At 68.2% G+C, this 22931-nt stretch carries 24 protein-coding genes; 9 read left to right on the top strand and 15 right to left on the bottom strand.

What is annotated here, in order from left to right:
- Nucleotides 1-10: 10 nt before the first annotated feature.
- From JWS14_RS07730 to JWS14_RS07750, 5 genes are read right to left on the bottom strand one after another with little or no spacing between them, the layout of a single operon-like run.
- A complete protein-coding gene (locus JWS14_RS07730; RefSeq protein WP_206012802.1) occupies nucleotides 11-1045 on the bottom strand; it encodes a phosphotransferase family protein in 1035 nt (344 codons plus the stop codon).
- The gene (locus tag JWS14_RS07735) at nucleotides 1038-1820 is read right to left on the bottom strand and encodes an SDR family oxidoreductase (protein ID WP_072946080.1); all 783 of its coding nucleotides are present in this window, start codon (nucleotides 1818-1820) and stop codon (nucleotides 1038-1040) included. The genes JWS14_RS07730 and JWS14_RS07735 overlap by 8 nt, the downstream gene beginning before the upstream one ends.
- A 1-nt stretch (nucleotide 1821) precedes the next feature.
- Nucleotides 1822-3072: an acyl-CoA dehydrogenase family protein gene (locus JWS14_RS07740; RefSeq protein ID WP_206012803.1), complete on the bottom strand. Its 1251-nt coding sequence runs from the start codon at nucleotides 3070-3072 to the stop codon at nucleotides 1822-1824.
- Nucleotides 3059-3871 (bottom strand): enoyl-CoA hydratase-related protein, encoded by an 813-nt coding sequence (locus JWS14_RS07745; protein ID WP_072946075.1) that lies wholly within the window; start codon nucleotides 3869-3871, stop codon nucleotides 3059-3061. The genes JWS14_RS07740 and JWS14_RS07745 overlap by 14 nt, the downstream gene beginning before the upstream one ends.
- A complete protein-coding gene (locus JWS14_RS07750; RefSeq protein ID WP_072946072.1) occupies nucleotides 3868-4686 on the bottom strand; it encodes an SDR family oxidoreductase in 819 nt (272 codons plus the stop codon). The genes JWS14_RS07745 and JWS14_RS07750 overlap by 4 nt, the downstream gene beginning before the upstream one ends.
- Nucleotides 4687-4846: 160 nt before the next feature.
- Here JWS14_RS07750 and JWS14_RS07755 point away from each other — a divergent pair, with 160 nt between their 5' ends.
- The 3 genes from JWS14_RS07755 to JWS14_RS07765 are packed head-to-tail and all read left to right on the top strand — an operon-like array spanning nucleotide 4847 to nucleotide 7904.
- Complete coding sequence (locus JWS14_RS07755; RefSeq protein WP_072946070.1) at nucleotides 4847-5326, top strand: MaoC family dehydratase; 480 nt, start codon at nucleotides 4847-4849, stop codon at nucleotides 5324-5326.
- 5 nt (nucleotides 5327-5331) lie between these two features.
- Nucleotides 5332-6891, top strand: a complete 1560-nt coding sequence (locus JWS14_RS07760; protein WP_241031284.1) for an AMP-binding protein — start codon at nucleotides 5332-5334, stop codon at nucleotides 6889-6891.
- 5 nt (nucleotides 6892-6896) lie between these two features.
- Nucleotides 6897-7904 (top strand): NADP-dependent oxidoreductase, encoded by a 1008-nt coding sequence (locus tag JWS14_RS07765; RefSeq protein ID WP_072946177.1) that lies wholly within the window; start codon nucleotides 6897-6899, stop codon nucleotides 7902-7904.
- Nucleotides 7905-7976: 72 nt separating this feature from the next.
- On the opposite strand, the gene JWS14_RS07770 is transcribed toward JWS14_RS07765, so the two are convergent.
- Nucleotides 7977-9353, bottom strand: a complete 1377-nt coding sequence (locus JWS14_RS07770; RefSeq protein WP_206012804.1) for an MFS transporter — start codon at nucleotides 9351-9353, stop codon at nucleotides 7977-7979.
- A 192-nt stretch (nucleotides 9354-9545) separates the two neighbouring features.
- Here JWS14_RS07770 and JWS14_RS07775 point away from each other — a divergent pair, with 192 nt between their 5' ends.
- A complete protein-coding gene (locus JWS14_RS07775; protein WP_095865726.1) occupies nucleotides 9546-10172 on the top strand; it encodes a TetR/AcrR family transcriptional regulator in 627 nt (208 codons plus the stop codon).
- A gap of 7 nt (nucleotides 10173-10179) precedes the next feature.
- Here JWS14_RS07775 and JWS14_RS07780 read toward each other — a convergent pair whose 3' ends face one another.
- The 7 genes from JWS14_RS07780 to JWS14_RS07810 all read right to left on the bottom strand — a co-directional run bounded on the left by JWS14_RS07780 (nucleotide 10180) and on the right by JWS14_RS07810 (nucleotide 17240).
- On the bottom strand, nucleotides 10180-10818 hold the full coding sequence (locus JWS14_RS07780; protein ID WP_095865727.1) for a TetR/AcrR family transcriptional regulator: 639 nt from the start codon (nucleotides 10816-10818) through the stop codon (nucleotides 10180-10182).
- A gap of 1 nt (nucleotide 10819) precedes the next feature.
- A complete protein-coding gene (locus JWS14_RS07785; RefSeq protein ID WP_206012805.1) occupies nucleotides 10820-11812 on the bottom strand; it encodes a phosphotriesterase family protein in 993 nt (330 codons plus the stop codon).
- Between the two features lie 94 nt (nucleotides 11813-11906).
- Nucleotides 11907-12308: a nuclear transport factor 2 family protein gene (locus JWS14_RS07790; RefSeq protein ID WP_206012806.1), complete on the bottom strand. Its 402-nt coding sequence runs from the start codon at nucleotides 12306-12308 to the stop codon at nucleotides 11907-11909.
- Nucleotides 12305-13435, bottom strand: a complete 1131-nt coding sequence (locus JWS14_RS07795) for a 3'(2'),5'-bisphosphate nucleotidase CysQ (protein ID WP_206012807.1) — start codon at nucleotides 13433-13435, stop codon at nucleotides 12305-12307. The genes JWS14_RS07790 and JWS14_RS07795 overlap by 4 nt, the downstream gene beginning before the upstream one ends.
- Entirely contained in the window at nucleotides 13425-15275 is a 1851-nt protein-coding gene (gene cysC / locus JWS14_RS07800; RefSeq protein ID WP_072946053.1) for an adenylyl-sulfate kinase, read from the bottom strand. The genes JWS14_RS07795 and cysC overlap by 11 nt, the downstream gene beginning before the upstream one ends.
- Nucleotides 15275-16192 carry a sulfate adenylyltransferase subunit CysD gene (gene cysD / locus JWS14_RS07805; RefSeq protein ID WP_072946051.1) on the bottom strand — a complete coding sequence of 306 codons (918 nt, stop codon included), beginning with the start codon at nucleotides 16190-16192 and terminating at the stop codon, nucleotides 15275-15277. Before cysD ends, cysC begins: the two co-directional genes overlap by 1 nt.
- A 124-nt stretch (nucleotides 16193-16316) precedes the next feature.
- Complete coding sequence (locus tag JWS14_RS07810; RefSeq protein ID WP_206012808.1) at nucleotides 16317-17240, bottom strand: helix-turn-helix domain-containing protein; 924 nt, start codon at nucleotides 17238-17240, stop codon at nucleotides 16317-16319.
- A gap of 91 nt (nucleotides 17241-17331) precedes the next feature.
- On the opposite strand from JWS14_RS07810, the gene JWS14_RS07815 reads away from it, so the two are divergent.
- The 3 genes from JWS14_RS07815 to JWS14_RS07825 are packed head-to-tail and all read left to right on the top strand — an operon-like array spanning nucleotide 17332 to nucleotide 20469.
- A complete protein-coding gene (locus JWS14_RS07815; protein WP_206012809.1) occupies nucleotides 17332-18498 on the top strand; it encodes a hypothetical protein in 1167 nt (388 codons plus the stop codon).
- Nucleotides 18495-19292, top strand: a complete 798-nt coding sequence (locus tag JWS14_RS07820; RefSeq protein WP_206012810.1) for an SDR family oxidoreductase — start codon at nucleotides 18495-18497, stop codon at nucleotides 19290-19292. The genes JWS14_RS07815 and JWS14_RS07820 overlap by 4 nt, the downstream gene beginning before the upstream one ends.
- Before the next feature lie 19 nt (nucleotides 19293-19311).
- Nucleotides 19312-20469 carry a sulfotransferase family protein gene (locus JWS14_RS07825; protein WP_095865729.1) on the top strand — a complete coding sequence of 386 codons (1158 nt, stop codon included), beginning with the start codon at nucleotides 19312-19314 and terminating at the stop codon, nucleotides 20467-20469.
- On the opposite strand, the gene JWS14_RS07830 is transcribed toward JWS14_RS07825, so the two are convergent.
- Nucleotides 20453-21136, bottom strand: a complete 684-nt coding sequence (locus tag JWS14_RS07830; RefSeq protein ID WP_095865730.1) for an arsenate reductase/protein-tyrosine-phosphatase family protein — start codon at nucleotides 21134-21136, stop codon at nucleotides 20453-20455. The genes JWS14_RS07825 and JWS14_RS07830 overlap by 17 nt on opposite strands.
- A gap of 208 nt (nucleotides 21137-21344) precedes the next feature.
- On the opposite strand from JWS14_RS07830, the gene JWS14_RS07835 reads away from it, so the two are divergent.
- Nucleotides 21345-21953 (top strand): ClpP family protease, encoded by a 609-nt coding sequence (locus JWS14_RS07835; RefSeq protein WP_005568279.1) that lies wholly within the window; start codon nucleotides 21345-21347, stop codon nucleotides 21951-21953.
- A gap of 4 nt (nucleotides 21954-21957) precedes the next feature.
- Complete coding sequence (locus JWS14_RS07840) at nucleotides 21958-22542, top strand: ATP-dependent Clp protease proteolytic subunit (protein ID WP_072946042.1); 585 nt, start codon at nucleotides 21958-21960, stop codon at nucleotides 22540-22542.
- A 9-nt stretch (nucleotides 22543-22551) separates the two neighbouring features.
- Here the strand turns inward: JWS14_RS07840 and JWS14_RS07845 are convergent, their stop codons facing one another.
- Nucleotides 22552-22899: a helix-turn-helix domain-containing protein gene (locus JWS14_RS07845; RefSeq protein ID WP_206012811.1), complete on the bottom strand. Its 348-nt coding sequence runs from the start codon at nucleotides 22897-22899 to the stop codon at nucleotides 22552-22554.
- Nucleotides 22900-22931: the final 32 nt, after the last annotated feature.

Below are 22931 nucleotides of genomic sequence, written 5' to 3' on the forward strand. Positions count from 1 at the left end.
AGTCCTTCGGTCAGATTCCGGCCCGGGCAGCGATGTCGCACGCCTTGGCCACGAGGTCGTCGATGCGCTCGACGGTCGGGGTGCCCGCGGCCGCCTTGTTCTGCGGTTCGTCCCGGGCGCGGCGCATGACGCCCTCCGCGATGACCGCGACCTTCCACAGGCCGAGGACGTGCCAGAACGCCAGGGCTTTCGGGTCGCGTCCGGACTCGTCGAGGTACACCCCGGCGATCTCCACCCGGTCCGGGAAACCGTCGAGGGTGGACGCCGGGAAGTCGCCGCCGGTGGTCTCACCCGGCTCCGGCCAGTACGCGAGCAGGCTGCCGACGTCGGCGAGCGGGTCGCCCAGCGTGCACAACTCCCAGTCCAGGGCGGCGGTCACCTCCCCGGTCGCGTGGGAGGTGATGACGTTGCGCAGGTGGAAGTCGCCGTGCACGAGGGTCCGTTCCCGCTGCTCCGGCACCGAGTCGGTGAGCCGTCCGGTCAGGTCGTCGAGGGCGGGCAGCTCGCGGGTCTTCGACTTCTCCCACTGACCCGACCACCGCTTGAGCTGACGCTGCGCGTACGGCTTGTGGCTGGCCAGGTCGGTCAAACCGGTGCTCTCGAGGTCCACCGCATGGATCTTCGCCAGCGTCCGCGGCAGCGACAGGCCGATCGCCCGGCGACGTTCCGGGGTCAGGGACTCCGCGATCGACATGCGATCGACGACCTGTCCGTCGACGAACTCCATCAGCAGCAGCGGTACCTCCGTGACGTCCGGGTCGTCGGTGAGCCCGAACACCCGTGGGGTGGGCACCGCGGTGTCCTCGAGGGCGGAGAGGATCCGCGCCTCGCGGGCGACGTCGTGGGCCGACGCGAGCAGGTGCCCGAGGGGTGGGCGCCGGAGCACCCATCTGCCACCCGCCCGGTCCTGGACCAGGTAGGTGAGGTTCGACTGGCCGAGACCGATCCGGTCGAAGGTCAGCGGTCCGGCAGTGTCGATGCCGAGCGTGCCGATCCAGCGGCTCACGGCCTCGGTGTCGATGCCGACGACGTCCACGCTAGACACCGAGCTGAGCCCCCTGCCGGAACGGGATTGCGTCGCCGAGCAGTTGCCCGCCGTCGATCGCCATGGTTTCGCCGGTGATCCAGCTCGCGGCATCGGACACGAGGAACGCGACCGCGGACGCGATGTCCTCGGGTTCGCCGATCCGTCCCAGCGCCGTGGACGCCGACACGGCCTGCTCGTGGTCCTTCCACAGCGCCTCGGCCAGCTTGGTCCGCACCACACCGGGAGCGACGGCGTTGACCCGCACGTTCGGTGAGAGTTCCAGTGCCAGTTGCTTGGTGAGGTGGATCAGCGCGGCCTTCGACGCGTTGTACAGGCCGATGTTCGCCTCGAACGCCATGCCGCCGATGGACGCGGTGTTGACCACGGCACCGCCGTGCTCGCCCATCCACGCCTTCGTGGCGAGGCCGGTCCACAGCACCGGCGCCCACAGGTTCACGTCGAAGGTCTTGGCGAACCGTGCGTGGTCCTGGTCGATGACCGGTCCGAAGGCGGGGTTCGTTCCCGCGTTGTTGACCAGGATGTCCAGGCTGCCGAAGCGTTCGACGGTGGTGTCGACGCAGCGCCGGGCGGCCTCCTCGTCGACGGCGTGCGCGGCGACGCCGATCGCGGTGCCCCCGACCTGCGCCGCGGCGGCGTCGGCCGATTCCTGGGAGCGTGAGGTGAGCACCACGTCGGCACCGGCCGCCGCGAGGGCCCGGGCGACGGCCAGGCCGATACCCCGCGAGGCGCCGGTGACGATCGCGGTGCGTCCGGTGAGGTCGAGTCCGGCCATGTCAGCTCACCGCAACCTTGTGACCGTTGGTGGAAGCGTGGGCGTCGTCGCGGTACTGCCGCAGTTCCTGCCGCGCGATGGCGCGCTTGTGGACCTCGTCGGGACCGTCGGCCAGGCGCAGGGTGCGCAGGTGCGCCCAGGCCATGGCGAGGGGGAAGTCGTCGGTGACGCCCGCACCGCCGTGCACCTGAATCGCCCGGTCCACGATCTTGAGCGCAATGTTCGGAGCCGCCACCTTGATCGCCGCGATCTCCGTCCGCGCCTCCTTGTTCCCCACCGTGTCCATCAGATACGCCGCCTTCAGCGTCAGCAACCGGATCATCTCGATCTCGATGCGCGCCTCCGCGATCCAGTCCTGGATGTTCGCGTTCTCACTGACCGGCTTCCCGAACGTCACCCGCGACGACGCCCGGCGGCACATCAATTCGAGTGCCCGCTCCGCCATCCCGATCGCCCGCATGCAGTGGTGGATCCGGCCCGGCCCCAGCCGGGCCTGGGAGATCGCGAAGCCCTCGCCCTCGCCCTTCAGCACGTCCGTCACCGGCACCCGCACATCGGCGAAGTCGATCTCCGCGTGCCCCTCACGGTCCTGATACCCGAACACCGGCAGCCCCCGCATCACCGTCACCCCGGGCGCATCGATCGGCACCACCATCATCGACTGCTGCCGGTGCGGCGCCGCCGACGGATCCGTCTTGCCCATCACGATCAGCACCTTGCAGTTGCGGTGCAACGCATTCGACGCGAACCACTTGCGGCCGTTCAGCACGTACTCGTCGCCGTCACGCACCATCGACAACTCCACGTTGGTCGCGTCCGAACTCGCCACCGCGGGCTCGGTCATCGCGAACGCCGACGCCATCGTCCCGTCGAGAAGCGGCTTCAGGTACTTCTCCTTGTGCTCGGCCGTGCCGAACAGCTCGAGCACCTCCATGTTGCCCGTGTCCGGCGCATTGCAGTTGCACGCCTCCGACGCAATGTGGCTGCGCCCCATGATCTCCGCCAACGGGGCGTACTCGAGGTTGGTCAACCCGGCGCCCGTGCCCGGGTGCGGATGGAACAGATTCCACAACCCCCGGCGCCGCGCCTCCGCCTTGAGCTCCTCCAGAACCGGCGGCTGGAAATGCGGATCCCCCGACTCCCGCATCTGCTCCTCATACACCGCCTCCGCCGGATACACGTGCGAATCCATGAACTCGAGCAGATCGACCTGCAACTGCTGGGCGCGTGCGGAAATGTCAAACAGGGACATGGGAACTCCTGACGGGTAGTGAGGGAAACACGGGTGTGCGCTTGTCGAGGTGGCTCTGGATGCCCTCGACGAGATCGGCCCCGCGGAACGCCTGCAACATCAGGCCTTCCGCTCGGGCCACGGACTCGGCGTAGGTGCCGTCCGCATCGCTGTGCAATTGGTCCTTGATGACGGCCATCGACGTCGGCGAGCAGTGCGCCGCCAGGTCCGCGGCATACGCGACCGCGGCGTCGACGACCGAACCGTCCGGCACGAGGTGGTCGACGAGTCCGATGCGCAGCGCCTCCTCGGCGTCCACCATGCGGCTCGACAGCAGCAGGTCGGTGGCCCGGCTGCGTCCCACGAGTCGGGGCAGCAGCCAGGAGATACCGTATTCGGCGATCAGCCCGCGCTTGGCGAACGCGGTCGTGAACCGTGCCGATGCGGACGCGAACCGGACGTCGCAGTAGAGGGCCTCCACCATGCCGAGTCCGGCCGCGACCCCGTTGATCGCCCCGATGAGCGGTTTCCGCAGCGTCGCGGGAAGGTCGCGGGGGCGCGGGCGGAAGAGGTCCGCGTCGGAAGCGTCACCGACGGCCTGCAGGCGGCCGAGGTCGGCACCGGCGCAGAACCCGCGCCCGGCGCCGGTCACGACGATCGCGCGCACGTCCGGGTCGTCCTCGGCGTCCACGAGCAGCGTGAAGTAGCGGTCCTCGAGGTCGTCGGTCCAGGCGTTCAGCTTGCCGGGCCGGTTGAACGTCAGCACCAGGACCGGTCCGCGCCGCTCGGCGAGGACCAGGTCTGCGGGCTCGCCGGTCACGCGTGCTCCAGCAGCGAACTCTGGAAGCGGCGCATTCCGCGCAGCCACCGGTCGTAGTCGGACCCCTTCTGCCGGTACATGGTGAGGACGCTCTCGTGGGGCAGGATCAGGAACGTCTCCCGGTCCACGGCGTCGAGCACGATGTCGGCGACCTGCCCGGGCTGCAGCACCTCCCCCGCCGAGACGACGGCCTTCGTGGCAGCGACGCCGAGGGGATCGCCCGAGTTCTCACCGGAGCGCATCAGCTTCGTCTCGACTCCCATCGGGCAGAGGCAGCTGACGCGAACCCCGTCGTCCCCGTATGTGACCGACAGCCATTCGGCGAACGAGACGGCCGCATGTTTGGTGACCGCGTAGGTCGCCGAGCCGATCTGGGTGAGGAGCCCGGCCGCGGAGGCGGTCGACACGAAGTAGCCCTCGCCGCGCGCGATCCATTTCGGCACGAGCTGCTGGGCGGCGCGGATGTGGGCGCGGACGTTGACGTCGAACGCGAGGTCCCAGTCGGCGTTGCCGGCGTCGAGGCCGGGCGCTCCCGCGATGCCGGCGTTGGCGAAGTAGAGATCGACCGGCCCGAACTCGGTCTCCGCGCGGTCGATGATGCGCCGGATCTGATCGGCGTCCGCGACGTCGCCACCTTCGGCGACGGCGGATCCCGGGTGGCGGGCGTTGATGCCGTCCGCGACAGCGGCGGCTGCGTCCGGGTCGAGATCGGCGACCAGCACCTTGGCGCCCTGTTCGGCAAGACGGTCCGCGATCGCCCCGCCGATTCCGCCTCCACCGCCGGTCACGATGGCGACTTTCTGTGCAACCTTCACGAGGTGTCCTCTCCTTCGCCGTGCGTTGTGACTCGCGTCTCTCTTTTGTATAGTTGAATCCGTCGTCAAGTTCAAGTGTCTGGGGTCGGCAACACACGACTTCCGATGCAGCCAACGTGACACATCCAGGCCCTGCACCACCCGGAATCGAGGGAGACAGATGACCGACACCACCGCACTGCCCGTTCGCCCCGCGAGCTTCGACGAGCTCACAGCGCTGATCGGCAAGGAGCTGGGCCCCACCGACTGGCACGACGTCACCCAGGAACGCGTCAACGCCTTCGCCGACGCCACCGGCGACCACCAGTGGATCCACATCGATACCGAGCGCGCCGCCGCCAGCCCGCTCGGCGGCACCATCGCGCACGGCCTCTACAGCCTGTCCCTCGGACCGGCCCTGTCGGCGACCCTGCTGCGCTTCGACGGTTTCGCCCACAGCCTGAACTACGGCTACAACAAGGTCCGCTTCCCCGCGCCGGTGCCGGTAGGTTCGCGCATCCGGATGCGTGCCACCATCCAATCCGCGGAACAGGTCGGGGGCGGCATCCAGGTGACCATGTCCCAGGTCGTCGAGCGCGAGGGCTCCGACAAACCGGTGGTCGTGTCCGAGTCCGTCGCCCGCGTCGTCGAGGCCGGCTAGCAGCCGTGAGCACCTGTGAACCGCCCGCGGTTGACAACTACTCACGGGCGAATGTGCTCGATCCGGTGTCCCGCCACGCCGACACCACTCCCGACAACATCGCGCTACGAGGTGCGGACAGCACCCTGACCTACGGACAGTTGCGCGCCGCGAGCACCCGGTACGCGGGAGCACTCACGGAAGCGGGCCTGTCCCCCGGCGACCGAATCCTTCTGGCCGCACCCTCGGTGCCCGAGTTCGTGGTCGCGTACCTGGGCATCCAGGCGGCGGGGTGCGTCGTGGTGCCGGTGAACACGATGTCCACCCGGCCCGAGACCGAGTACGTCCTCACCGATGCCGGCGCCGCACTCGCCATCGTGTGGCACGAACTCGGGCCCGCGATCGCCGACGCGGCCGCCGCACTGGACATCCCGGTCTGGACGCTCACCCCCGACTGCGTGTCGCCGGACACCGAGCCGGTTCCCGTCGCCGAGCGGGACCGCGACGACACCGCCGCCATCCTCTACACGTCCGGTACCACCGGGCGGCCGAAGGGCGCGGAGCTGACGGTGGGGAACCTGCTGTCCGGCGGCGAGATCGGCGCCGAATGCAGTCGCGGTTCGAGCGAAGACCGGACCGGCACCGGACTTCCCCTGTTCCACGTGTTCGGCCAGGCCTCGGTCATGATGGCGACGTTCACCGGCGGTGGGTCGCTGACGCTGCTGGCCCGATTCGATCCGGCGGCGATGCTCGCCCTGCTCCGCCGCGACCGCCTGACGATCATGGCCGGTGTGCCGACGATGTGGAACGCCATGCTGCATGCCGCGGACGGCACTGACTCGCAGGACTTCACGCAACTGCGCATCGCCATCTCCGGAGGCGCGTCACTTCCGGGCGAGGTGGCCCGCGAATTCGAGTCCCGCTTCGGGTGCACCATCCTCGAGGGCTACGGGCTCACCGAGACCACCGCGTTCGGCACGTTCAACGACATCGACCGCGGCGGGAAGATCGGCTACACGGGTCGCGCGGTGCCCCGGCTTGCGGTCGAGGTACGCGACCACGACGGACTCGTCTGCCCGCCCGGGACCGTCGGCGAGGTGTTCGTGAAGGGGGCGACCGTGATGAAGGGCTACTGGAACCGGCCGTCCGACACCGCCGCCGTCCTGGACCCGGACGGCTGGCTGCGCACCGGGGACCTGGGCGAGACCGATGCGGACGGGGATCTGCGCATCGTCGATCGGGTGAAGGATCTCATCATCCGGGGCGGCTACAACGTGTACCCGAGTGAGATCGAGGAGGTCCTGTACACGCACCCCGACATCCTCGAGGCCGCCGTCGTGGGCGTCCCCGACGATCACTACGGCGAGGAGGTGGCCGCGGTCGTGGCCACTGTCCCCGGTTCCGGGCTGGACGGCGCCCAACTGACCGGCTGGGCCCGGGAACGGCTGTCCGCATACAAGATTCCCCGGATCGTCGCCATCGTCGACTCCCTTCCCAAGGGGTCGACCGGAAAGATCCTCAAACGGTCGATCGACAGAACCGCACTGAGAAACGACGCACTGACCGCAGAAGTACCCGAAAGGTGAACACCGTGACAACCGTGAACAGGCAGGTCCGACTGGCGAAGCGTCCGGTCGGCCGTCCCGACGACTCCACCTGGGAGATCACGTCGGAACCGATACCCGAACCCTCGGACGGCGAATTCACCGTGAAGGTGGACTACGTGTCCCTCGACCCGGCGATGCGCGGGTGGCTCGACGACGTGAAGTCGTACGTGCCGCCGGTCGCGATCGGCGAGGTGATGCGCACCCACGCCGTCGGCCGGGTGGTGGCGTCGAAGAACGCGAAGTTCCCCGAAGGACAGCTCGTGTCCGGGCAGTTCGGCGTGCAGGAGTACGCGCTCTCCGACGGCCGCGGCGCGCTCGCCGTCGACGAGTCGCTCGCCCCGGCACCGACGTGGCTGGGCGCACTCGGATTTCCCGGCATGACCGCGTATTTCGGCCTCACCGACGTCGGCAGACTGGAGAAGGGCGACACCGTGCTCATCTCGGGCGCGGCGGGAGCGGTCGGGAGCATCGCCGGGCAGATCGCCAAACTGAAGGGCGCCACGGTGATCGGCGTCGCAGGCGGCCCCGAGAAGTGCGCGTGGCTGACCGAGGATCTGGGTTTCGACGCGGCGATCGACTACAAGTCCGAATCGGTCGGGAAGGCGCTGCGCGCCGCCGCACCGGACGGGATCGACATCTACTTCGACAACGTCGGCGGGGAGATCCTCGACGCCGCGCTGGCCCGGCTCCGCAAGAACGCCCGGGTCGCGCTGTGCGGCGCGATCTCCGGATACAACGCCACCGACCCGCAGCCCGGGCCGTCCCGGTACCTGTCGCTGCTGGTCAACCGTGCGTCGATGACGGGGTTCATCGTGTTCGACTACCTCGACCGGTTCCCCGAGGGCATGGAGGCGATGTCGGAGTGGATCCGGGCCGGGGAGATCGTGACCCGTGAGCAGGTCGAGACCGGGGGCGTCGAGGCGTTCGGCCGCACCCTCAATCTGCTGTTCGACGGCGCCAACACCGGCAAGCTGGTGCTGAAGATCAGCTGAACTCCTCCTCCCGCGACGATGCCCACCGCCGAGATCCGGCGGTGGGCATCGTCGTGAAAAGGGGCGGGGTGTCTAGTAGAACTGGGCACCGGGCACGGCGGCCGGATCGCTGCGGACCTCGGCGGTGTTGGTCTCGCGGAGCTTCCACGCGCAAAGGAAGGTGACCAGCCCCATCACCGCGACGAACACCGCGACGAACGTGGTGGTCCCGGTCTTGGCGATCAGCGCGGTCATGATGAACGGGGTGCCGCCGCTCACCGTGATCGCGGCCAGCTGATACGCCAGCGAGGCGGCGGAATACCGGACATTGGGAGCGAACAACTCACCCATGTACGCGGCGATCGGCCCGTACGTCATGGACTGAAAGACGCTGCCGACTGTGACGGCGACGAAGAACAACACCAGGTTCCGGGTGTTGATCAACCAGAAATACGGGAACGCCCACACGATGATCATCGCCGCACCGATCAGGATCATCGGCCTGCGCCCGATCTTGTCGGACATGTGCCCGGACCACAGCACCACACCGACCGTGAGCGCCGCGCTGAGCAGCGAGATCGCGAGCAGGTCGTTGCGCTTCATCCCCAGTTCCGCGGTGCCGTAACTGAGCACACCGGCGATGGAAATGTAGAACAGCGAGTTGGTGGCCGCGAGCAGGCCGCAGCCGAGCAGGATCTTGCGCCAGTGGTCCCTGATCGCCTGGGTCAGCGGTGCGCGGACGACGGTCCCGTTCTTCTTCTCCGCCTCCTGCTGCAGGTGACGGAATTCGGGGGTGTCCTCGACCTTGGTCTGGATGTACAGCACCACCGGGAACAGCAGCGCGCTGGCGAAGAACGGGATCCGCCAGCCCCAGCTGAGGAACGCCTCGTTCGAGATCGCCGCGGTGGCGCCGAGGAACACGAGGTTGCCGAGCAGGACACCGAACGAGACACCCATCTGCCCGAAGGTGCCGGAGAATCCCCGGCGCTTGGGACTGGCCGATTCGGTCAGCAGCAGCACGATCCCACCCCACTGACCCCCACACGCGAGGCCCTGGACGAACCTCAGGACCACCAGCAGGATCGGGGCCGCGATCCCGATGGTCGCGGCGCCGGGCAGGCAGCCGATCAGGAACGTCGCCAGCCCCATGAACAGCAGGCAGGTCACGACCGCCGGTTTGCGGCCGTACTTGTCACCGAAGTGACCGGCGACGAGGCCGCCGAGCGGGCGGGCGACGAAGCCGGCCCAGAACGTGCTGAACGAGAGCAGGGTGCCCACCAACGCCGACGCGCCAGGGAAGAAGACGTGGGGAAAGACCAGTGCCGCAGCGGTTCCGTACAGGAAAAAGTCGTACCACTCAATCGAGCTGCCGACCAGTCCCGCCGCCAGCAGTTTCCGATGTGCACGCGTGCGCGAGACGGCCGTGTCGCCTGCCGCGTCCTTACTCGGCTGCACCGCGGATGAAGTCATCCGATCACTCCTCGAGATAGGTCTACGGGTGGATGTGGGATCGCGATTTTTCAGAACATGACGCCAACTTCAAGTCAGTGAGCGCTTGCTTAGTGTGTGTGAACAGTGATGTGATGTCAATCACTCGAGGGGATTGATCTTGCCGAATCCCGCCGGCACGGACGAAGCTCGATGCGGCGGAGAGGACCACCGATGACCGAACTGCGAGACGACGTGTTCGCGACCGAGCAGGCCAGCCCGGGTCCGCCGACCTCCGAGGAGCGCCTGCTCCGCGCGGCGACGACGCTGTTCTCCGACAAGGGTTTCGAAGCCACACGCACGCGGGACATCTCCACGACGGCGGGAATGAGCCCCTCCGCGATGTATGTGCACTTCCCGTCCAAGGAGGATCTGCTCTTCCAACTGGTCCGCCGGTCGAACGAGCGCGCCCTCGCGCTGGTGCTCAGCGCGGTCGCACCGTTCACCGACCCGATCGACCGCGTCCGGGCCCTGGTCCGCGAGTTCAGCATCATGCACGCCCGGAACTTTCGCCGGGCGCGCATCGCCCAGTACGAGAGCAGGCATCTCAGTCCCGAACACCGCGAGACGGTGGCCGAGACCCGGCTCCAGATCCGGGTCGCCGCGATGCGCGAGGTGCAGAACGGGCTCGATCAGGGTGTGTTCCTCATTCCCGACCCCCGCGTCGCCGTTCTGGCGATCATGTCCCTCGCGGTGGACATCTGCCGCTGGTACAGCCCCGACGGCGAATTCACGCCGGAGGAACTGGGCGACATCAACGCCGATCTCGTTCTGCGCATCCTCCACGCCCCCGGCTACTGACGGCCCCTCAGACGCGGTCCGGGACGCGCAGCGCGTTCGTCCACATCCGCGCGAGCCCGGCGTTCAGTTCTTCGAACGTGAGTGATCGCCGCTCGCTCGGCGGTCCGACGAAATAACCGTAGGCCATTCTCCCGACCATGGCGGACAACGCCTTCGACGTCAGCATCGGGTCGAGCGACGCGTCGGCGAGACCCCGAGCCTGCAGATCGGCGATCGCCCGCGCGTTGCGCAGGTAGAACGTCTCGTCCCGCGAGCGCTCCAGTTCACGGAATGCAGGGTCGACGTGCGCGACCTGCTCGAGCAGGGCCAGCAGACGCGCATTCCGGCGGCACGCGTGCAGGTATGCCCGGATGCTCGCCTCCACGACCGCGTGCACGTCGCCCTCGTCCTCGACCCGCCCCATCCCGGGATGCAGCAGGTCGTTCTGCGTCACCTCCACGACCGCCGCGAACACTTCCTCCTTACCGGCGAAGTAGGTGTAGAAGGAGCCGGTCGAGAGTCCGGCCTCCTTGCTGATGTCGACGAGGCGGGCGTCGAGGTATCCCTCGCGCTCGAACACCACCCGGGCCGCGGCGACGAGGCGATCGCGGGTGCGGACGCCCCGGGCGGTGACCGGTGGTGTGGGTGCGGTTCGCGGGCGCGACATGTCAGTACGGGTCCACGTTCTCGAAGTACCGCCGGGGCACGTCGACCAGCATCTCGGTGATCATCTTCTCGGTGACGCCTCGCTCGCGGACGTAGGGCAGCACGTCGTTCTCGATGTGCAGGTAGTGCCACTGCGGCAGCGCCGCCATCAGGTTCGGGTCGATCCAGTCGATGTAGCAGGAGGCGTCCTGCGACAGGACCATCTGCCCTGCGAAGCCGCGGCGGCACATCTCGACGAGCGTGTCGGCGCGCGCTTCGAACGTCGTTTCGAGGTTGATCCCGAACCGGTCCATGCCGAGGACGAAGCCGGCCTCGGCGAGGCTGGTCAGGTGGTCGACGTCGGTGCTGTCTCCGCTGTGCCCGAGCACGATCCGGTCGGGCCGCACGCCCTCCTCGTCGCACATCACGCGTGTGACGTGCAGACCGGCCTCGCTGCCGGGGTGGGTGTGCACGGTGATCGGCACTCCGGTGCGCCGATGCGCCTTCGCGACGGCCCGCATCACCCGCTCGACACCCGGTGTCGGCCCCTGGTGGTCGATCGCGCACTTGAGCAGTCCGGCGCGCACCCCGGTGTCGGCGATCCCCTCTTCGATGTCCTTGACGAACATGTCCACCATCGGGTCGGGCACCTCGGCCCCCACCATCGCGTCCAGCGCGGGACCGCGGTAGTGGAAGAAGAACGGCACATCGTCGTAGGTGTACAGCCCTGTCGCCGCCACGATGTTCAGTTCGGGAAGCTGTTCCGCCACCCGCTGGATGCGCGGAATGTACCGGCCGAGGCCGACGACGGTGGGGTCGACGATGGTCCGGACCCCCTGCTCCGCCAGCGCGCGCAGCTTGGTGACGGCGTCGGCGACCCGCTCGTCCTCGCTCCCCCACTCGTCCGGGTAGTTCTGCTGCACGTCGGGTGTCAGCACGAACACGTGCTCGTGCATGTACGTGCGTCCGAGTTCGGTGCTGTCGATCGGTCCGCGGACCGTGTTGACCTGACTCATGCAGATTCACCCTCTCCGGGTGTGACCGTCGTCATACCCCCAGGGCTCAGCGTAGGGCTAACTTGAACCTGACGTCAACATTCACTGCGGTGAGTCACCCACCACCGGTCGCGGCCTGGATCGGCGCCATGTCGAAGTAGTCGCGCCAGGTGGTGATCTTGCCGCCGGTGATCTCGAAGACGCCGACGACGGGCAGTTCGACGACGGTGCCGTTGAGGGTGAACACGTCGATCCGCTCGTTCATCACCACCCCGCTCGACTCCTCGGCGTTGGGGCTCTGACCGCCGTCGGTGACCTGCCGGTGCACCCGGAAGTCGATGCCGCCGAAGGCCGCGGTGAAGCCGGCGACGAACTCGCGGATCGCGTCACGCCCGATGACGGGTTCCATCGGAATGTTGTGATAGACGGCGTCTTCCGCGAAGTATTCGGCGATCTTCGCCGGATCGGGCTCGATCCACTCGGCGCAGAATTGGGTGACCAGCTGGTCCGGGGTCATCGGTTCTCCCTCTCGATCGCGACCGGTTCGATGATGGCCATGACGGACTGGATCGCCCCGGCCGGGATGTCGAAATGTTCCGTGATCCGGACCGACGTCACCTCGGTAGGCGTGGCCCCGAGGTCGAGCACGAACCGGGCCACCACGTTGTCGCCCCATTCGTGGAAGGAGAGGTCGTGCACGGCCTGGATGGCCTGGTACTGCAGTCCGTTCTCGAGTTCGTCCCGGATGAACGCCCCCGATTCGCCCGTGTGCTGCCCGTTCTCCACCCGCCACGCGTTGTCCGCGAGACGCACCTTGGTGGCGTCGTGACTGACCAGTGCGTCGATGTAGGCCCTGGCCATCGCAACGCGTCCGCTGTCGGCGGTGTCGGTGGCGTGTTTGGCGATCGCCGCGAGCAGGGGCGCGGCCAGTTCCGGCCGGCAGATCAGCAGGTCGGGGAGATAGGGGTGGGATTCGTTGTAGTCCAACGGGGTTCCGTCGATCCGCGAGCAGTGCAGGCCCGCGGCCACGGCGACGCCGACGGGGGCCGCCGAGTCCCATTCCCACTGCCCGCCCGCATGGATGTACGCGTCGACGTCTCCGCGGAGCACCGCCATCGCCTTCGCGCCCGCCGAACCCATGGTGGAGACCTCGGCACCGATGTCCGTCGCAACGGCGTCGACGAACGCGGGCGGCCTGCTGGCGGACACGACGATCCGCGGGCGGGCAGGCAGCTGTTCGGCATGGACCGCGTGGCTGTCGTCGTCGCTGGCGTACACGGCGCCCAGTGCCGGTTGCGCGACCGCGGCCGCCGTGATGCCGCGACCGCGTTCCCACAGCGCGACGTGCACCGCCCAGTCCGAGTGCCCGGGCAGTCCGTACTCCTTGGACCCGTCGAGCGGGTCGATGATCCACACCCGTGACCGCTCCAGCCGGGACCGGTCGTCGGCCGACTCCTCGGAGAGGATCGCGTCTTCGGGTCGCTCCGCCGCGAGTTTGCCGAGGATGAACGCATCGGCGGCGATGTCGCCGCGCCTGCCGAGTTCACGACCGTCGGCCGATCCCAGTCCCGCGGTGCGGATGTCCAGCAGCAGGGCGCCGGCACCGGAGGCGATGTCGGCCGCGAGTCGTGCGTCAGTGATCACGTGTCAACAATTCCATAATTCTCGCGGCTTGTTCGGTCGGCGTGCCGTCCTCGGGCCGGAGCACGAGTTCGGCGTTCTCGGGCGCCTCGTACGGGTCGTCGACCCCGGTGAATCCCGTGATCTCCCCGGCGCGGGCCTTCGCGTACATGCCCTTGGGATCGCGCGCCTCGCACTGGTCCACCGGCGTGTCGACGAACACTTCGACGAAGTCGAGCCCGGCTGCCCGATGCTGTTCCCGGACGCGGTCCCGGTCCTCGCGGTACGGGCTGATCAGCGACGCGATCGCGACCACCCCCGAGTCGGCGAGCAGTTGCGCGACGGCGCCGACACGGCGGACGTTCTCGGCGCGGTCCGTCGCACTGAACCCGAGGTCGGCGTTGAGGCCGTGCCGCAGGTTGTCGCCGTCGAGCCGGTAGGCGGGCACCCCGGACGCGACCAGGCGGCGCTCGAGTTCCACCGCGACCGTCGACTTTCCCGACGCCGACAGTCCGGTCAGCCACACGGTGCGGCCGCGCGTCGCCCGCTCCTCCCGCGACACGGCCGCCGCGTGCCACACCACCTTCGAACGCGACAGCGTCGGCCCGGTGATCATGCCGGCGGCGACCGTGTTGTGGGTCGACTCGTCGACGAGGACGAAACTGCCCGTCACGTGGTTGCGGCGGTACGGGTCGAACATCAACGGCTGCGACGTTCGCAGCTGCACACGGCCGATCTCGTTGAGCGACAGCGACCGTGCGGACTCGTCGCGGTGCAGGGTGTTCACGTCCAGCCGATAGTCGAGCCGCGCGATCGACGCCTTGGTGGCACGGGTGGTGTGCAGCAGCGTATACCGGGCATCGGGTGTCAGCGCGGACTGTTCGCTGAACCAGCAGACCATCGCGTCGAGTTCCTGCCCGACGAGCGGACGGTTGTTGGGACGGCACAACACGTCTCCGCGGCTCACGTCCAACTGGTCGGCGAGTTGCACGCACACCGCCGACGGTGCGAACGCCTCGTCGAGGCGGGTTCCGCCGGGACCCCAGATGGCACTGACGGTGGAGGTGAATCCCGACGGCAGCGCCACCACCTCGTCGCCCGGCTTGAACACCCCACTGGCGACCGTCCCCGCGTAGCCGCGGAAATCGTGCAACGCCGAATCGGTCTGGCGTTGCGGCCGGACCACGTACTGCACCGGGAACCGCGCGTCGATCAGGTTGCGGTCGGACGCCACGTGCACCTGCTCGAGGTAGTGCAGCAGCGACGCTCCCTCGTACCAGGGCATGTTGGCGGTGCGTTGCGCGATGTTGTCGCCGCGCAGTGCCGACACCGGGATGAACGTGAGGTCGTGGACCTCGAGTTTGATCGCGAACTTCCGGAATTCCTCCTTGATCTCTTCGAAGCGTTCCTCGGACCACCCGACGAGATCCATCTTGTTGACGCACAGCACGAGGTGCGGAATTCCGAGAAGGCTGGCGATGAAGGCGTGGCGGCGGGTCTGCTCGAGGATGCCCTTGCGGGCGTCGACCAGGATCAGGGCCAGGTCGGCGGTCGACGCGCCGGTCACCATGTTCCGCGTGTACTGCTCGTGCCCCGGGGTGTCCGCGATGATGAATTTGCGGTGCGGCGTGGCGAAATAGCGGTGCGCGACGTCGATGGTGATGCCCTGCTCGCGTTCGGCGCGCAGGCCGTCGGTGAGCAGAGCCAGGTTCGCGTGTTCGTCGCCCCGTTCGCGGCTGGTGCGTTCGACCGCCTCGAGCTGATCCTCGAAGATCGCCTTGGAGTCGTAGAGCAGCCTGCCGATGAGGGTGGACTTGCCGTCGTCGACGCTGCCCGCGGTCGCGACCCGGAGTAACTGCGGCATCAGAAGTAGCCTTCCTTCTTGCGGTCTTCCATGCCGGCCTCGGAGATCCGGTCGTCCGCCCGGGTCGCCCCGCGCTCGGTCAGCCTGCTCGCGGCGACCTCGGTGACGACGGCCTCGGGGCTGGTTGCCGACGATTCGACGCAGCCCGTGCACGTGGCGTCGCCGACGGTCCGGAAGCGGACGAGGGCCTCGTACGGTTCGTCACCGGGGAGCAGGGTCAGGAACCGTGTGTGCGCCAACAGCATTCCGTCGCGGAGCACGACCTCCCTGCGGTGCGCGTAGTACAGGGACGGGAGCTCGATCCCCTCCTCGCCGATGTACTGCCAGATGTCGAGTTCGGTCCAGTTGGACAGCGGGAACACCCGGATGTGCTCGCCCTTGCGATGCCTGCCGTTGTACAGGCTCCACAGTTCCGGGCGCTGCGCCCGCGGATCCCACTGCCCGAACTCGTCGCGGAAGCTGAACACCCGCTCCTTCGCGCGGGCCTTCTCCTCGTCGCGCCGGGCGCCGCCGAAGATGGCGTCGAACCCGTGGTCGCGGATGCCGCGCAGCAGCGCCGTGGTCTGGAGCCGGTTGCGGCTGGCCCGCGGACCCGTCTCCTCGCTGACGCGACCGGCGTCGATGTCGTCCTGCACGCTGGACACCACCATCCGCAGGCCGAGGCGGTCGACGGTCCGGTCGCGGAACTCGAGGACCTCGTCGAAGTTGTGACCGGTGTCGACGTGCATGACGGCGAACGGGAGAGGCGCGGGCCAGAACGCCTTGGCGGCCACGTGGAGCATCACCACCGAGTCCTTGCCGCCGGAGAACAGCAGGACCGGTCGCTCGAATGTGGCGGCCACTTCTCGGAAGATGTGCACGGCTTCGGCTTCGAGCGCGCCGAGGTGGGACAACTCGTACACGGGCGGTGCGGTCATGGGCGACTCCTCGTCGCGAGTTCCTTACCGGTCGCTGTTCCATATTTGGACCAGCCCGGTCGAAAATGAATGCACCTCCGAGAATAGAACGTGTTTCAGATTGCGGTCAATGCCTGCCCGCCCGTCACCGCGGCCGGCGGCCACCCACCTCCGTCGTGATCGCGTCCGCGGCCGCGGCGAGGGCCTTGCCCCGCCGCGCGATCTCGGACGGCGCGAGTTCGGTACCCACATAGAGGGTGAGGACCATGGCCTGGTGACCCTCGGCGTCGTACGTCGGCGCCGCGATGAGGCTGACGGGGTGCGGCGACGCGGGGTCCGCGTGCTCGGCGTCCAGGTACACCCGCTCCCCGAGGCTGGACACCATCTCGCCGAGCACGTCGCGCAACTCCGGCGGCAGGTCGTGCGCGGCCACCCCCGCCATGAGCGTGTGCAGGCGCTGCCCGACGGGAGTGAGAGTCTCGACGAGGTATCCGGTGCGGGAACACTCCTCGACGACCGTGCGCAACCGGTCCCGGTCGAGGCGCACCGGCAGCGTCGGTTCCCGGCGCAGCCACGACTGCAGGGCGTCGTCGCCGTCCCACAGCACGTACATCAGGCCGACGGGCGGCGCGAACGGGTACATTTCCCCCACCTTGGCGGCGGCCCGCACCCCCGGCGGACTGGTCAGCTCGAGGACGGCGATGCGGTCGCCGACCACCGCCGACGCAGTGCAGGTGGTCCGGAACTCGTCGCTGAGCACGGCGAGATGCCTGCGCGCCACCGGCCCGGCCGCAAACCCCTGCTGGGCCGCGCGGCCCGCCGCGATGAGGGCGGGCCCGAGGCCGTACGTCTTCGTGGCCGGGTCCCGGACCAGGTAGCCGCCGCGGACCAGTTCGGTGAGGATCCCCAGGCACGTCGGCTTGCTGATGTCGAGCGTCCGGGCCAGCTCCGACAACCCGAAGCGATGCTCCTTACGCGCCACCAGGAAGTCCAGCACCTGCACCACACGCTCGGTCGGCGGCGACCGCCGGCCCTGCGCCCGGTCGGGCATCTCGTCCTCGTGCCCCATTGACCACTCCTTAGAACACGTTCTATTGTCGGTTCATCAATGTTCTACCACGCAGGTACATATTTGTACCACCCCTCGTGAGGAGCACGGTGTGCTGACCGACCCATTCGCCGACGCCATGGCCGAGGCCGAGAAACTGATCGAGAGCGCCCCCCACATCCGCACCGAACAGGACCTGCTGGAGGGCTACCAGTACCTCGCCGGCGGAATCCTCGCCACGACGCACGCGGCCTGGGCCACCGAACGGTCGCACCCGACGTTCATCTCGGGCACCGGCCCGTACATGAAGATGGGCCTGGACAACCCGGACACCCTCTACTTCGGTGCGCGGATCGACGACGACGTCGAATACGTGGTCACCGGCCTGCGCGGCACCACGGCGGACCTCAGCTTCCAGGTGCTGAACGGAAATTACACGGCCGCACACGTTCCCGGCAGCGTCACGGCATTCGACGACCGGGAGATCGACATCGCGCCCGACGGCTCGTTCGAGGTGCGGTTCGGCCCCGACGACAGTGCGGGCCGGCGCAACTACTTCACCCTCGCTCCGGGGTCGTCGCAACTGGTGGTCCGGGAGGTGTACAGCGATTGGAGTCAGCGGCGCGGCACCATTCGCATCGCCAGGGCGGATACGGTCGGTACCGCCCCGGGCCCGCTCACCCGCGAGACCGTGGAGAAGCGGTACGCGCGTGCGGGCAAGGCCCTCGTCGCGCGGGTGAAGACGTGGCTGCAGTTCCCGGAGTGGTTCTACCTGAACCTGCCGGTGAACACGATGACCGAGCCACGGCTTACTCCGGGCGGTCTCGCCACCCAGTACTCGTCGGTCGGGCACTACGAACTGGCCGAGGACGAAGCCGTGGTCATCACCGTCCCCAAAGCCGACGTGCCCTACCAGGGCTTTCAGCTCGGCAGCATGTGGTACATCTCCCTCGACTACGTCAACCACCAGACGTCGCTGAACGTCGCACAGTCGCAGGTGGATCCCGACGACCACATCCGTCTGGTCGTGTGCGACCGCAATCCCGGCGTCGCCAACTGGATCGCCACCGTCGGGCACCTCCGCGGCTACCTGCAGTTCCGCTGGCAGCGCGTCTCCCGCGAACTGACCCCGGACGACGGTCCCCGGGTCGAGGTCGTGAAGTTCGACGAGATCCACCGGAGCCTGCCGTACTACGACTCCAACAAGATCTCCCCCGAGGACTTCGCTGCACGCATCGCCGCACGCCAGGCCGCAGTGGCCGACCGGATGCTGGGATGACCGCCATGACTACTCCACAACTCCTGCAGGACAAGGTCGTCGTCATCTCCGGCGTCGGACCGGCCCTGGGCCGTACCCTCGCCGTCCGCTGCGCAGCCGCCGGCGCCGACGTGGTGCTGGCCGCCCGGACCGCGTCGCGCCTCGACGAAGTGGCCAAGGAGATCATCGCCGTCGGCCGGCGCGCGGTGACCGTCCCGACCGACATCACCGACCATGCCTCGGCCGAGAACCTGGTGTCCGCGGCCGTCGACGCGTACGGCACGGTCGACGTGCTGATCAACAACGCGTTCTCGGTTCCGTCGATGAAACCGCTGGCCCGCACCGAGTTCGACCACATCCGCAGCAGTTTCGAGCTGACCGTGCTCGGGGCATTGCGGCTGACTCAGCTGTTCACTCCCGCACTCGCCGAGGCGAACGGCGCGGTGGTGAACATCAACTCGATGGTGCTCCGGCACTCCCAGGAACGGTACGGCAGCTACAAGATGGCCAAATCCGCCCTGCTCGCGACGTCGCAGTCGCTCGCCACCGAGTTGGGACCGCTGGGAATCCGCGTCAATTCCGTTGCCCCCGGCTACATCTGGGGAAACACGCTGAAACAGTATTTCACGCACCAGGCCGAAAAGTACGGGACGACCGTCGAGCAGATCTACGAGCACACCGCCGCGAACACCGATCTGAAGCGGCTCCCCACGACCGAGGAGGTCGCCGACGCCGTGATCTTCCTGGCCTCCCCGTTGGCGAGCGCCGTGACCGGCCAGTGCCTCGACGTCAATTGCGGCGAATTCCACCACTAGCGAACAGAACCGGAGCATCATGAGCGAGCGCACCACGGTCGGCACGGTCGAGGACCTGCACGCCTCGGCCACCCGGCTGACCGGTCTCACCGACTTCGGTGTGGACGACTACACCGAAGCCCTCGGCGTCCTGCTGGATTCGTATCACACCGACGAGCAACTGACACCGCTCGGCAGCAAGGTGTCCCGGGTGTTCCTCCGCGGCGCCCTGGTGGCCCGGCTGCTGAGCGAGGCGGCGTGGAAGCAGAACCCCGAGCACGCGGACGTGCGGATCGAGCGGCCCATCTTCGTGACCGGCCTTCCCCGCACGGGGACGACCGCGCTGCACCGACTGCTCACCGCGGATCCGTCCCATCAGGGCCTGGAGATGTGGCTGACCGAGATGCCGCAACCCCGGCCGCCGCGTGAGACCTGGGAATCGAATCCGGTGTTCCAGAAGATCGAGGAGGGCTTCAGCCGCCACCACATCGAACGCCCCGAATTCATGGGCGTCCACTACATGTCGGCGAGCGAGGTCGAGGAGTGCTGGCAACTGCTGCGGCAGACGTTCAAGTCGATCTCGTACGAGTGCCTGGCGTCGCTCCCGACGTACTCCCGCTGGCTCGAGGGCCAGGACTGGACGAACGCCTATCGGCGGCACAAGAAGAACCTGCAGCTGATCGGACTGCCCGACCGGGACCGCCGCTGGGTGCTGAAGAACCCCAGTCACCTGTTCGCGCTCGACGAACTGCTCGCGGTCTACCCGGACGCCCTGATCGTCCAGACCCACCGGCCGCCGCGCACGATCGTCCCGTCGGTGTGCAGCCTGGCGGAACAGGCGACGGAAGGGTGGTCGGAAAAGTTCCGGGGCAGCGTCATCGGGGAGAGTCAGCTCGAACTGTGGGCCCGGGGGCTCGAGCAGTTCACCGCGGCCCGCGCCCGGCACGACCCCGCCCAGTTCGTCGACGTCGACTACCGGGATTTCGTGGCCGATCCGCTCGGCACCGTCGAGGGGGTCTACACGCACTTCGGGCTCGATCTCGGTGGGCCAGCCCGGGCGGCGATGGAGGCGATGCACGCCGAGAGCCGCAGCGGCGACCGCCGCCCCTCGCACAAGTACACGCTCGAGGAGTTCGGGCTGACGGCCGAGCAGGTGGACGAGAGATTCGCCGATTACCAGTTCAGCGCGTCCAGCTGACCGGATAGTCGAGGATCGACGACGCCGCCCGCGCCGCGATCAGCGGCCTGGGCGACAGCGGCAGGTGGACGACCGGGGGAAGCGGCTCGGGTTCGGGCTCGGGTCGGGGATCCGGTTCGGCTTCCGGTTCCGGCGACCACGTCGTACCGCTGTCGAGGTCGAGAGCGTCGAGCAGCGGTATCAACTCGGCGGCGATCCGGTCGCCCACCTCGGTGAACGCCGACTCGGCCAGACCCACCGGGTCGCTGATGTTCGGCTCCTCGACCGTCCCGTAGTCCCGGCGGGCAACCGCGAGTTCGGCGACGGTGCGGGCCCCGGTTGCGGCGGCGATCCTGCGTGCCTCCCGCAGGGTGAACGTGCAGTGGCTCGTCCCGAGGAGCAGTTCCATCGAACGGTCCCGGATCTGCTCGGTCATCGCGAGGACGAGGTCGGCGCGTTTGATCATCTCGGGCTGCAGGCGGCGCGCCCGGAAGCCGTCGGCGCTCGCACCGAGGCCCTCGATGACGCGGGCGGCGACGGGTTCGATCGGAAAGCCCACGAGGGCGCGGACGCCGGCGCTCTCCGCGGTGAGGTGCGGCAGATCGCGGGCGAGTGCGTACGCGTATGTCAGCCGCTCTGCGATCGGCGAGCGGCAGACGTTCCCGCTACAGACGAACAGAACGTGCATGAGGGAACCCTAACCAGCGACTTCGCCCACATGCGAGCCCGATTCCACTGTCCGAGCGGTCTGTTCTTACAGTTCACCCACAGGTGGCGGGTCGTTCATCCACTGGACTCCTCACGGTCACCTCGATTCACGAACACCCGGCACCCCGTCATCTGCCCACAGCAGACAACTGGCGGTCCTGCGCCGGCGCGGCGGTAGAACTGGAGACATGACCACAGCCGCACTACCCGACCTGAACTACCGCGACCTGTTGGCGGACAGACTGTTTCGCCAGCGCACGATCCTCCTCACCGGCGAGGTCGACGATGCCATGGCCGAGCGCGCCTGCTCCGAACTGGTGCTGCTCGCGGCCGCCGACCCCAAACGCGACATCGTGCTGTACATCAATTCGCCGGGTGGTTCCGTCTTCGCAGGCCTGGCCATCTACGACACGATGAAACTCGTCCCCAACGACGTGGTGACCGTGGCCATGGGTTTCGCCGCCAGCATGGGGCAAGTGCTGCTGTGCTCGGGAACCCACGGCAAGCGGATCAGCCTGGCGCACAGCCGCATCATGATGCACCAGCCCTCGGCAGGGATCGGCGGTACGGCCGTCGACATCGCCATCCAAGCCGAGAGCCTCGAACGGATGAAGCGACAGTCGCAGGAGATCCTGGCCGCGGAGACGGGGCATCCGGTCGAGCAGATCGCCGAGGACAGCGACCGGGATCGGTGGTTCACCGCGGACGAGGCCCGCGACTACGGGATCGTCGACCGCGTCGTGTCCTCGTTCGCGGAGATCGCCCCGCACACCACCGCCCCGAGAATTGGATTGTGAAGCCATGTCCCAATACACCATTCCCCACGTCATCGAACGCACCCCGGCAGGCGAGCGGTCGTTCGACATCTTCAGCCGACTGCTGAACGAGCGGATCGTCTTCCTGGGCACGGAGATCGACGACGGCGTCGCCAATGTCGTGATGGCACAGCTGCTCCACCTGCAGGCGGACAGTTCCGATCAGGAGATCGGGCTGTACATCAACTCCCCCGGCGGCTCCACGACCGCGATGCTCGCCATCTACGACACGATGCAGTTCCTGCGCCCGACCATCGCCACCTACTGCATGGGGCAGGCCGCCTCCGCCGCGGCGGTTCTCCTGGCAGCGGGAACCAAGGGACACCGGCACGTCCTGGCGCACTCCCGGGTACTGCTGCACCAGCCGTCGACGCAGGGCAACGGTACGATCTCCGACCTGGCGCTGCAGGCCGCCGAGATCATGCGGGTTCGTTCGCAGACCGAGGCGATTCTGAGCAAACACACCGGGCAGACCGTCGAACGCCTTCGCCGGGACACGGACCGCGACCGCATCCTCACGGCTCAGGAGGCCATCGACTACGGCCTGGCCGACACGCTCGTCGCGGAGTGACTGCGAAGGCTAGGCGGCGAGCAGGGTGGGCACCTGCCGGTTCGGGTTCCCGGTCGCCGAGTTCCGGTTGGCCGCGCCGAGCCGGCGCCCGGACCGGAACAGCAGGTGCTCGACCGGGAGACCGAGGGCGCCGCACACGGCGCGCAGCATTTCGGAGGACGGCTCCTTCTTCCCGCGCTCGATCTCGGAGAGGTACTGCTTCGACATGCCGACGGCGGCGGCGACGTCCTCGAGACTCCGGTCCTGGTCCCGGCGCGCCTCGCGGAGCACCCGCCCGTAGAGCTCACGCACCAGCGGCTCCTCCCGCGAACGCTCGGGGGCGGCCGTGACCAGCGTCAGTCTGCGCTGAGCTTCCATACCTCCGGAGTCTTCCAGCCCACGCACCCTGA

Source organism: Rhodococcus koreensis (genome assembly GCF_017068375.1).
Lineage (GTDB): Bacteria > Actinomycetota > Actinomycetes > Mycobacteriales > Mycobacteriaceae > Rhodococcus_F > Rhodococcus_F koreensis.

What these genes read in the sequence shown, in the direction of transcription:
- JWS14_RS07735 (WP_072946080.1), bottom strand. Translation starts at nt 1,820, where the DNA reads ATGGCCGGACTCGACCTCACCGGACGCACCGCGATCGTCACCGGCGCC.
- JWS14_RS07740 (WP_206012803.1), bottom strand. Translation starts at nt 3,072, where the DNA reads ATGTCCCTGTTTGACATTTCCGCACGCGCCCAGCAGTTGCAGGTCGAT.
- JWS14_RS07755 (WP_072946070.1), top strand. Translation starts at nt 4,847, where the DNA reads ATGACCGACACCACCGCACTGCCCGTTCGCCCCGCGAGCTTCGACGAG.
- JWS14_RS07770 (WP_206012804.1), bottom strand. Translation starts at nt 9,353, where the DNA reads ATGACTTCATCCGCGGTGCAGCCGAGTAAGGACGCGGCAGGCGACACG.
- JWS14_RS07775 (WP_095865726.1), top strand. Translation starts at nt 9,546, where the DNA reads ATGACCGAACTGCGAGACGACGTGTTCGCGACCGAGCAGGCCAGCCCG.
- JWS14_RS07780 (WP_095865727.1), bottom strand. Translation starts at nt 10,818, where the DNA reads ATGTCGCGCCCGCGAACCGCACCCACACCACCGGTCACCGCCCGGGGC.
- JWS14_RS07785 (WP_206012805.1), bottom strand. Translation starts at nt 11,812, where the DNA reads ATGAGTCAGGTCAACACGGTCCGCGGACCGATCGACAGCACCGAACTC.
- JWS14_RS07790 (WP_206012806.1), bottom strand. Translation starts at nt 12,308, where the DNA reads ATGACCCCGGACCAGCTGGTCACCCAATTCTGCGCCGAGTGGATCGAG.
- cysC (WP_072946053.1), bottom strand. Translation starts at nt 15,275, where the DNA reads ATGCCGCAGTTACTCCGGGTCGCGACCGCGGGCAGCGTCGACGACGGC.
- cysD (WP_072946051.1), bottom strand. Translation starts at nt 16,192, where the DNA reads ATGACCGCACCGCCCGTGTACGAGTTGTCCCACCTCGGCGCGCTCGAA.
- JWS14_RS07810 (WP_206012808.1), bottom strand. Translation starts at nt 17,240, where the DNA reads ATGGGGCACGAGGACGAGATGCCCGACCGGGCGCAGGGCCGGCGGTCG.
- JWS14_RS07820 (WP_206012810.1), top strand. Translation starts at nt 18,495, where the DNA reads ATGACCGCCATGACTACTCCACAACTCCTGCAGGACAAGGTCGTCGTC.
- JWS14_RS07825 (WP_095865729.1), top strand. Translation starts at nt 19,312, where the DNA reads ATGAGCGAGCGCACCACGGTCGGCACGGTCGAGGACCTGCACGCCTCG.
- JWS14_RS07830 (WP_095865730.1), bottom strand. Translation starts at nt 21,136, where the DNA reads ATGCACGTTCTGTTCGTCTGTAGCGGGAACGTCTGCCGCTCGCCGATC.
- JWS14_RS07835 (WP_005568279.1), top strand. Translation starts at nt 21,345, where the DNA reads ATGACCACAGCCGCACTACCCGACCTGAACTACCGCGACCTGTTGGCG.
- JWS14_RS07840 (WP_072946042.1), top strand. Translation starts at nt 21,958, where the DNA reads ATGTCCCAATACACCATTCCCCACGTCATCGAACGCACCCCGGCAGGC.
- JWS14_RS07845 (WP_206012811.1), bottom strand. Translation starts at nt 22,899, where the DNA reads ATGGAAGCTCAGCGCAGACTGACGCTGGTCACGGCCGCCCCCGAGCGT.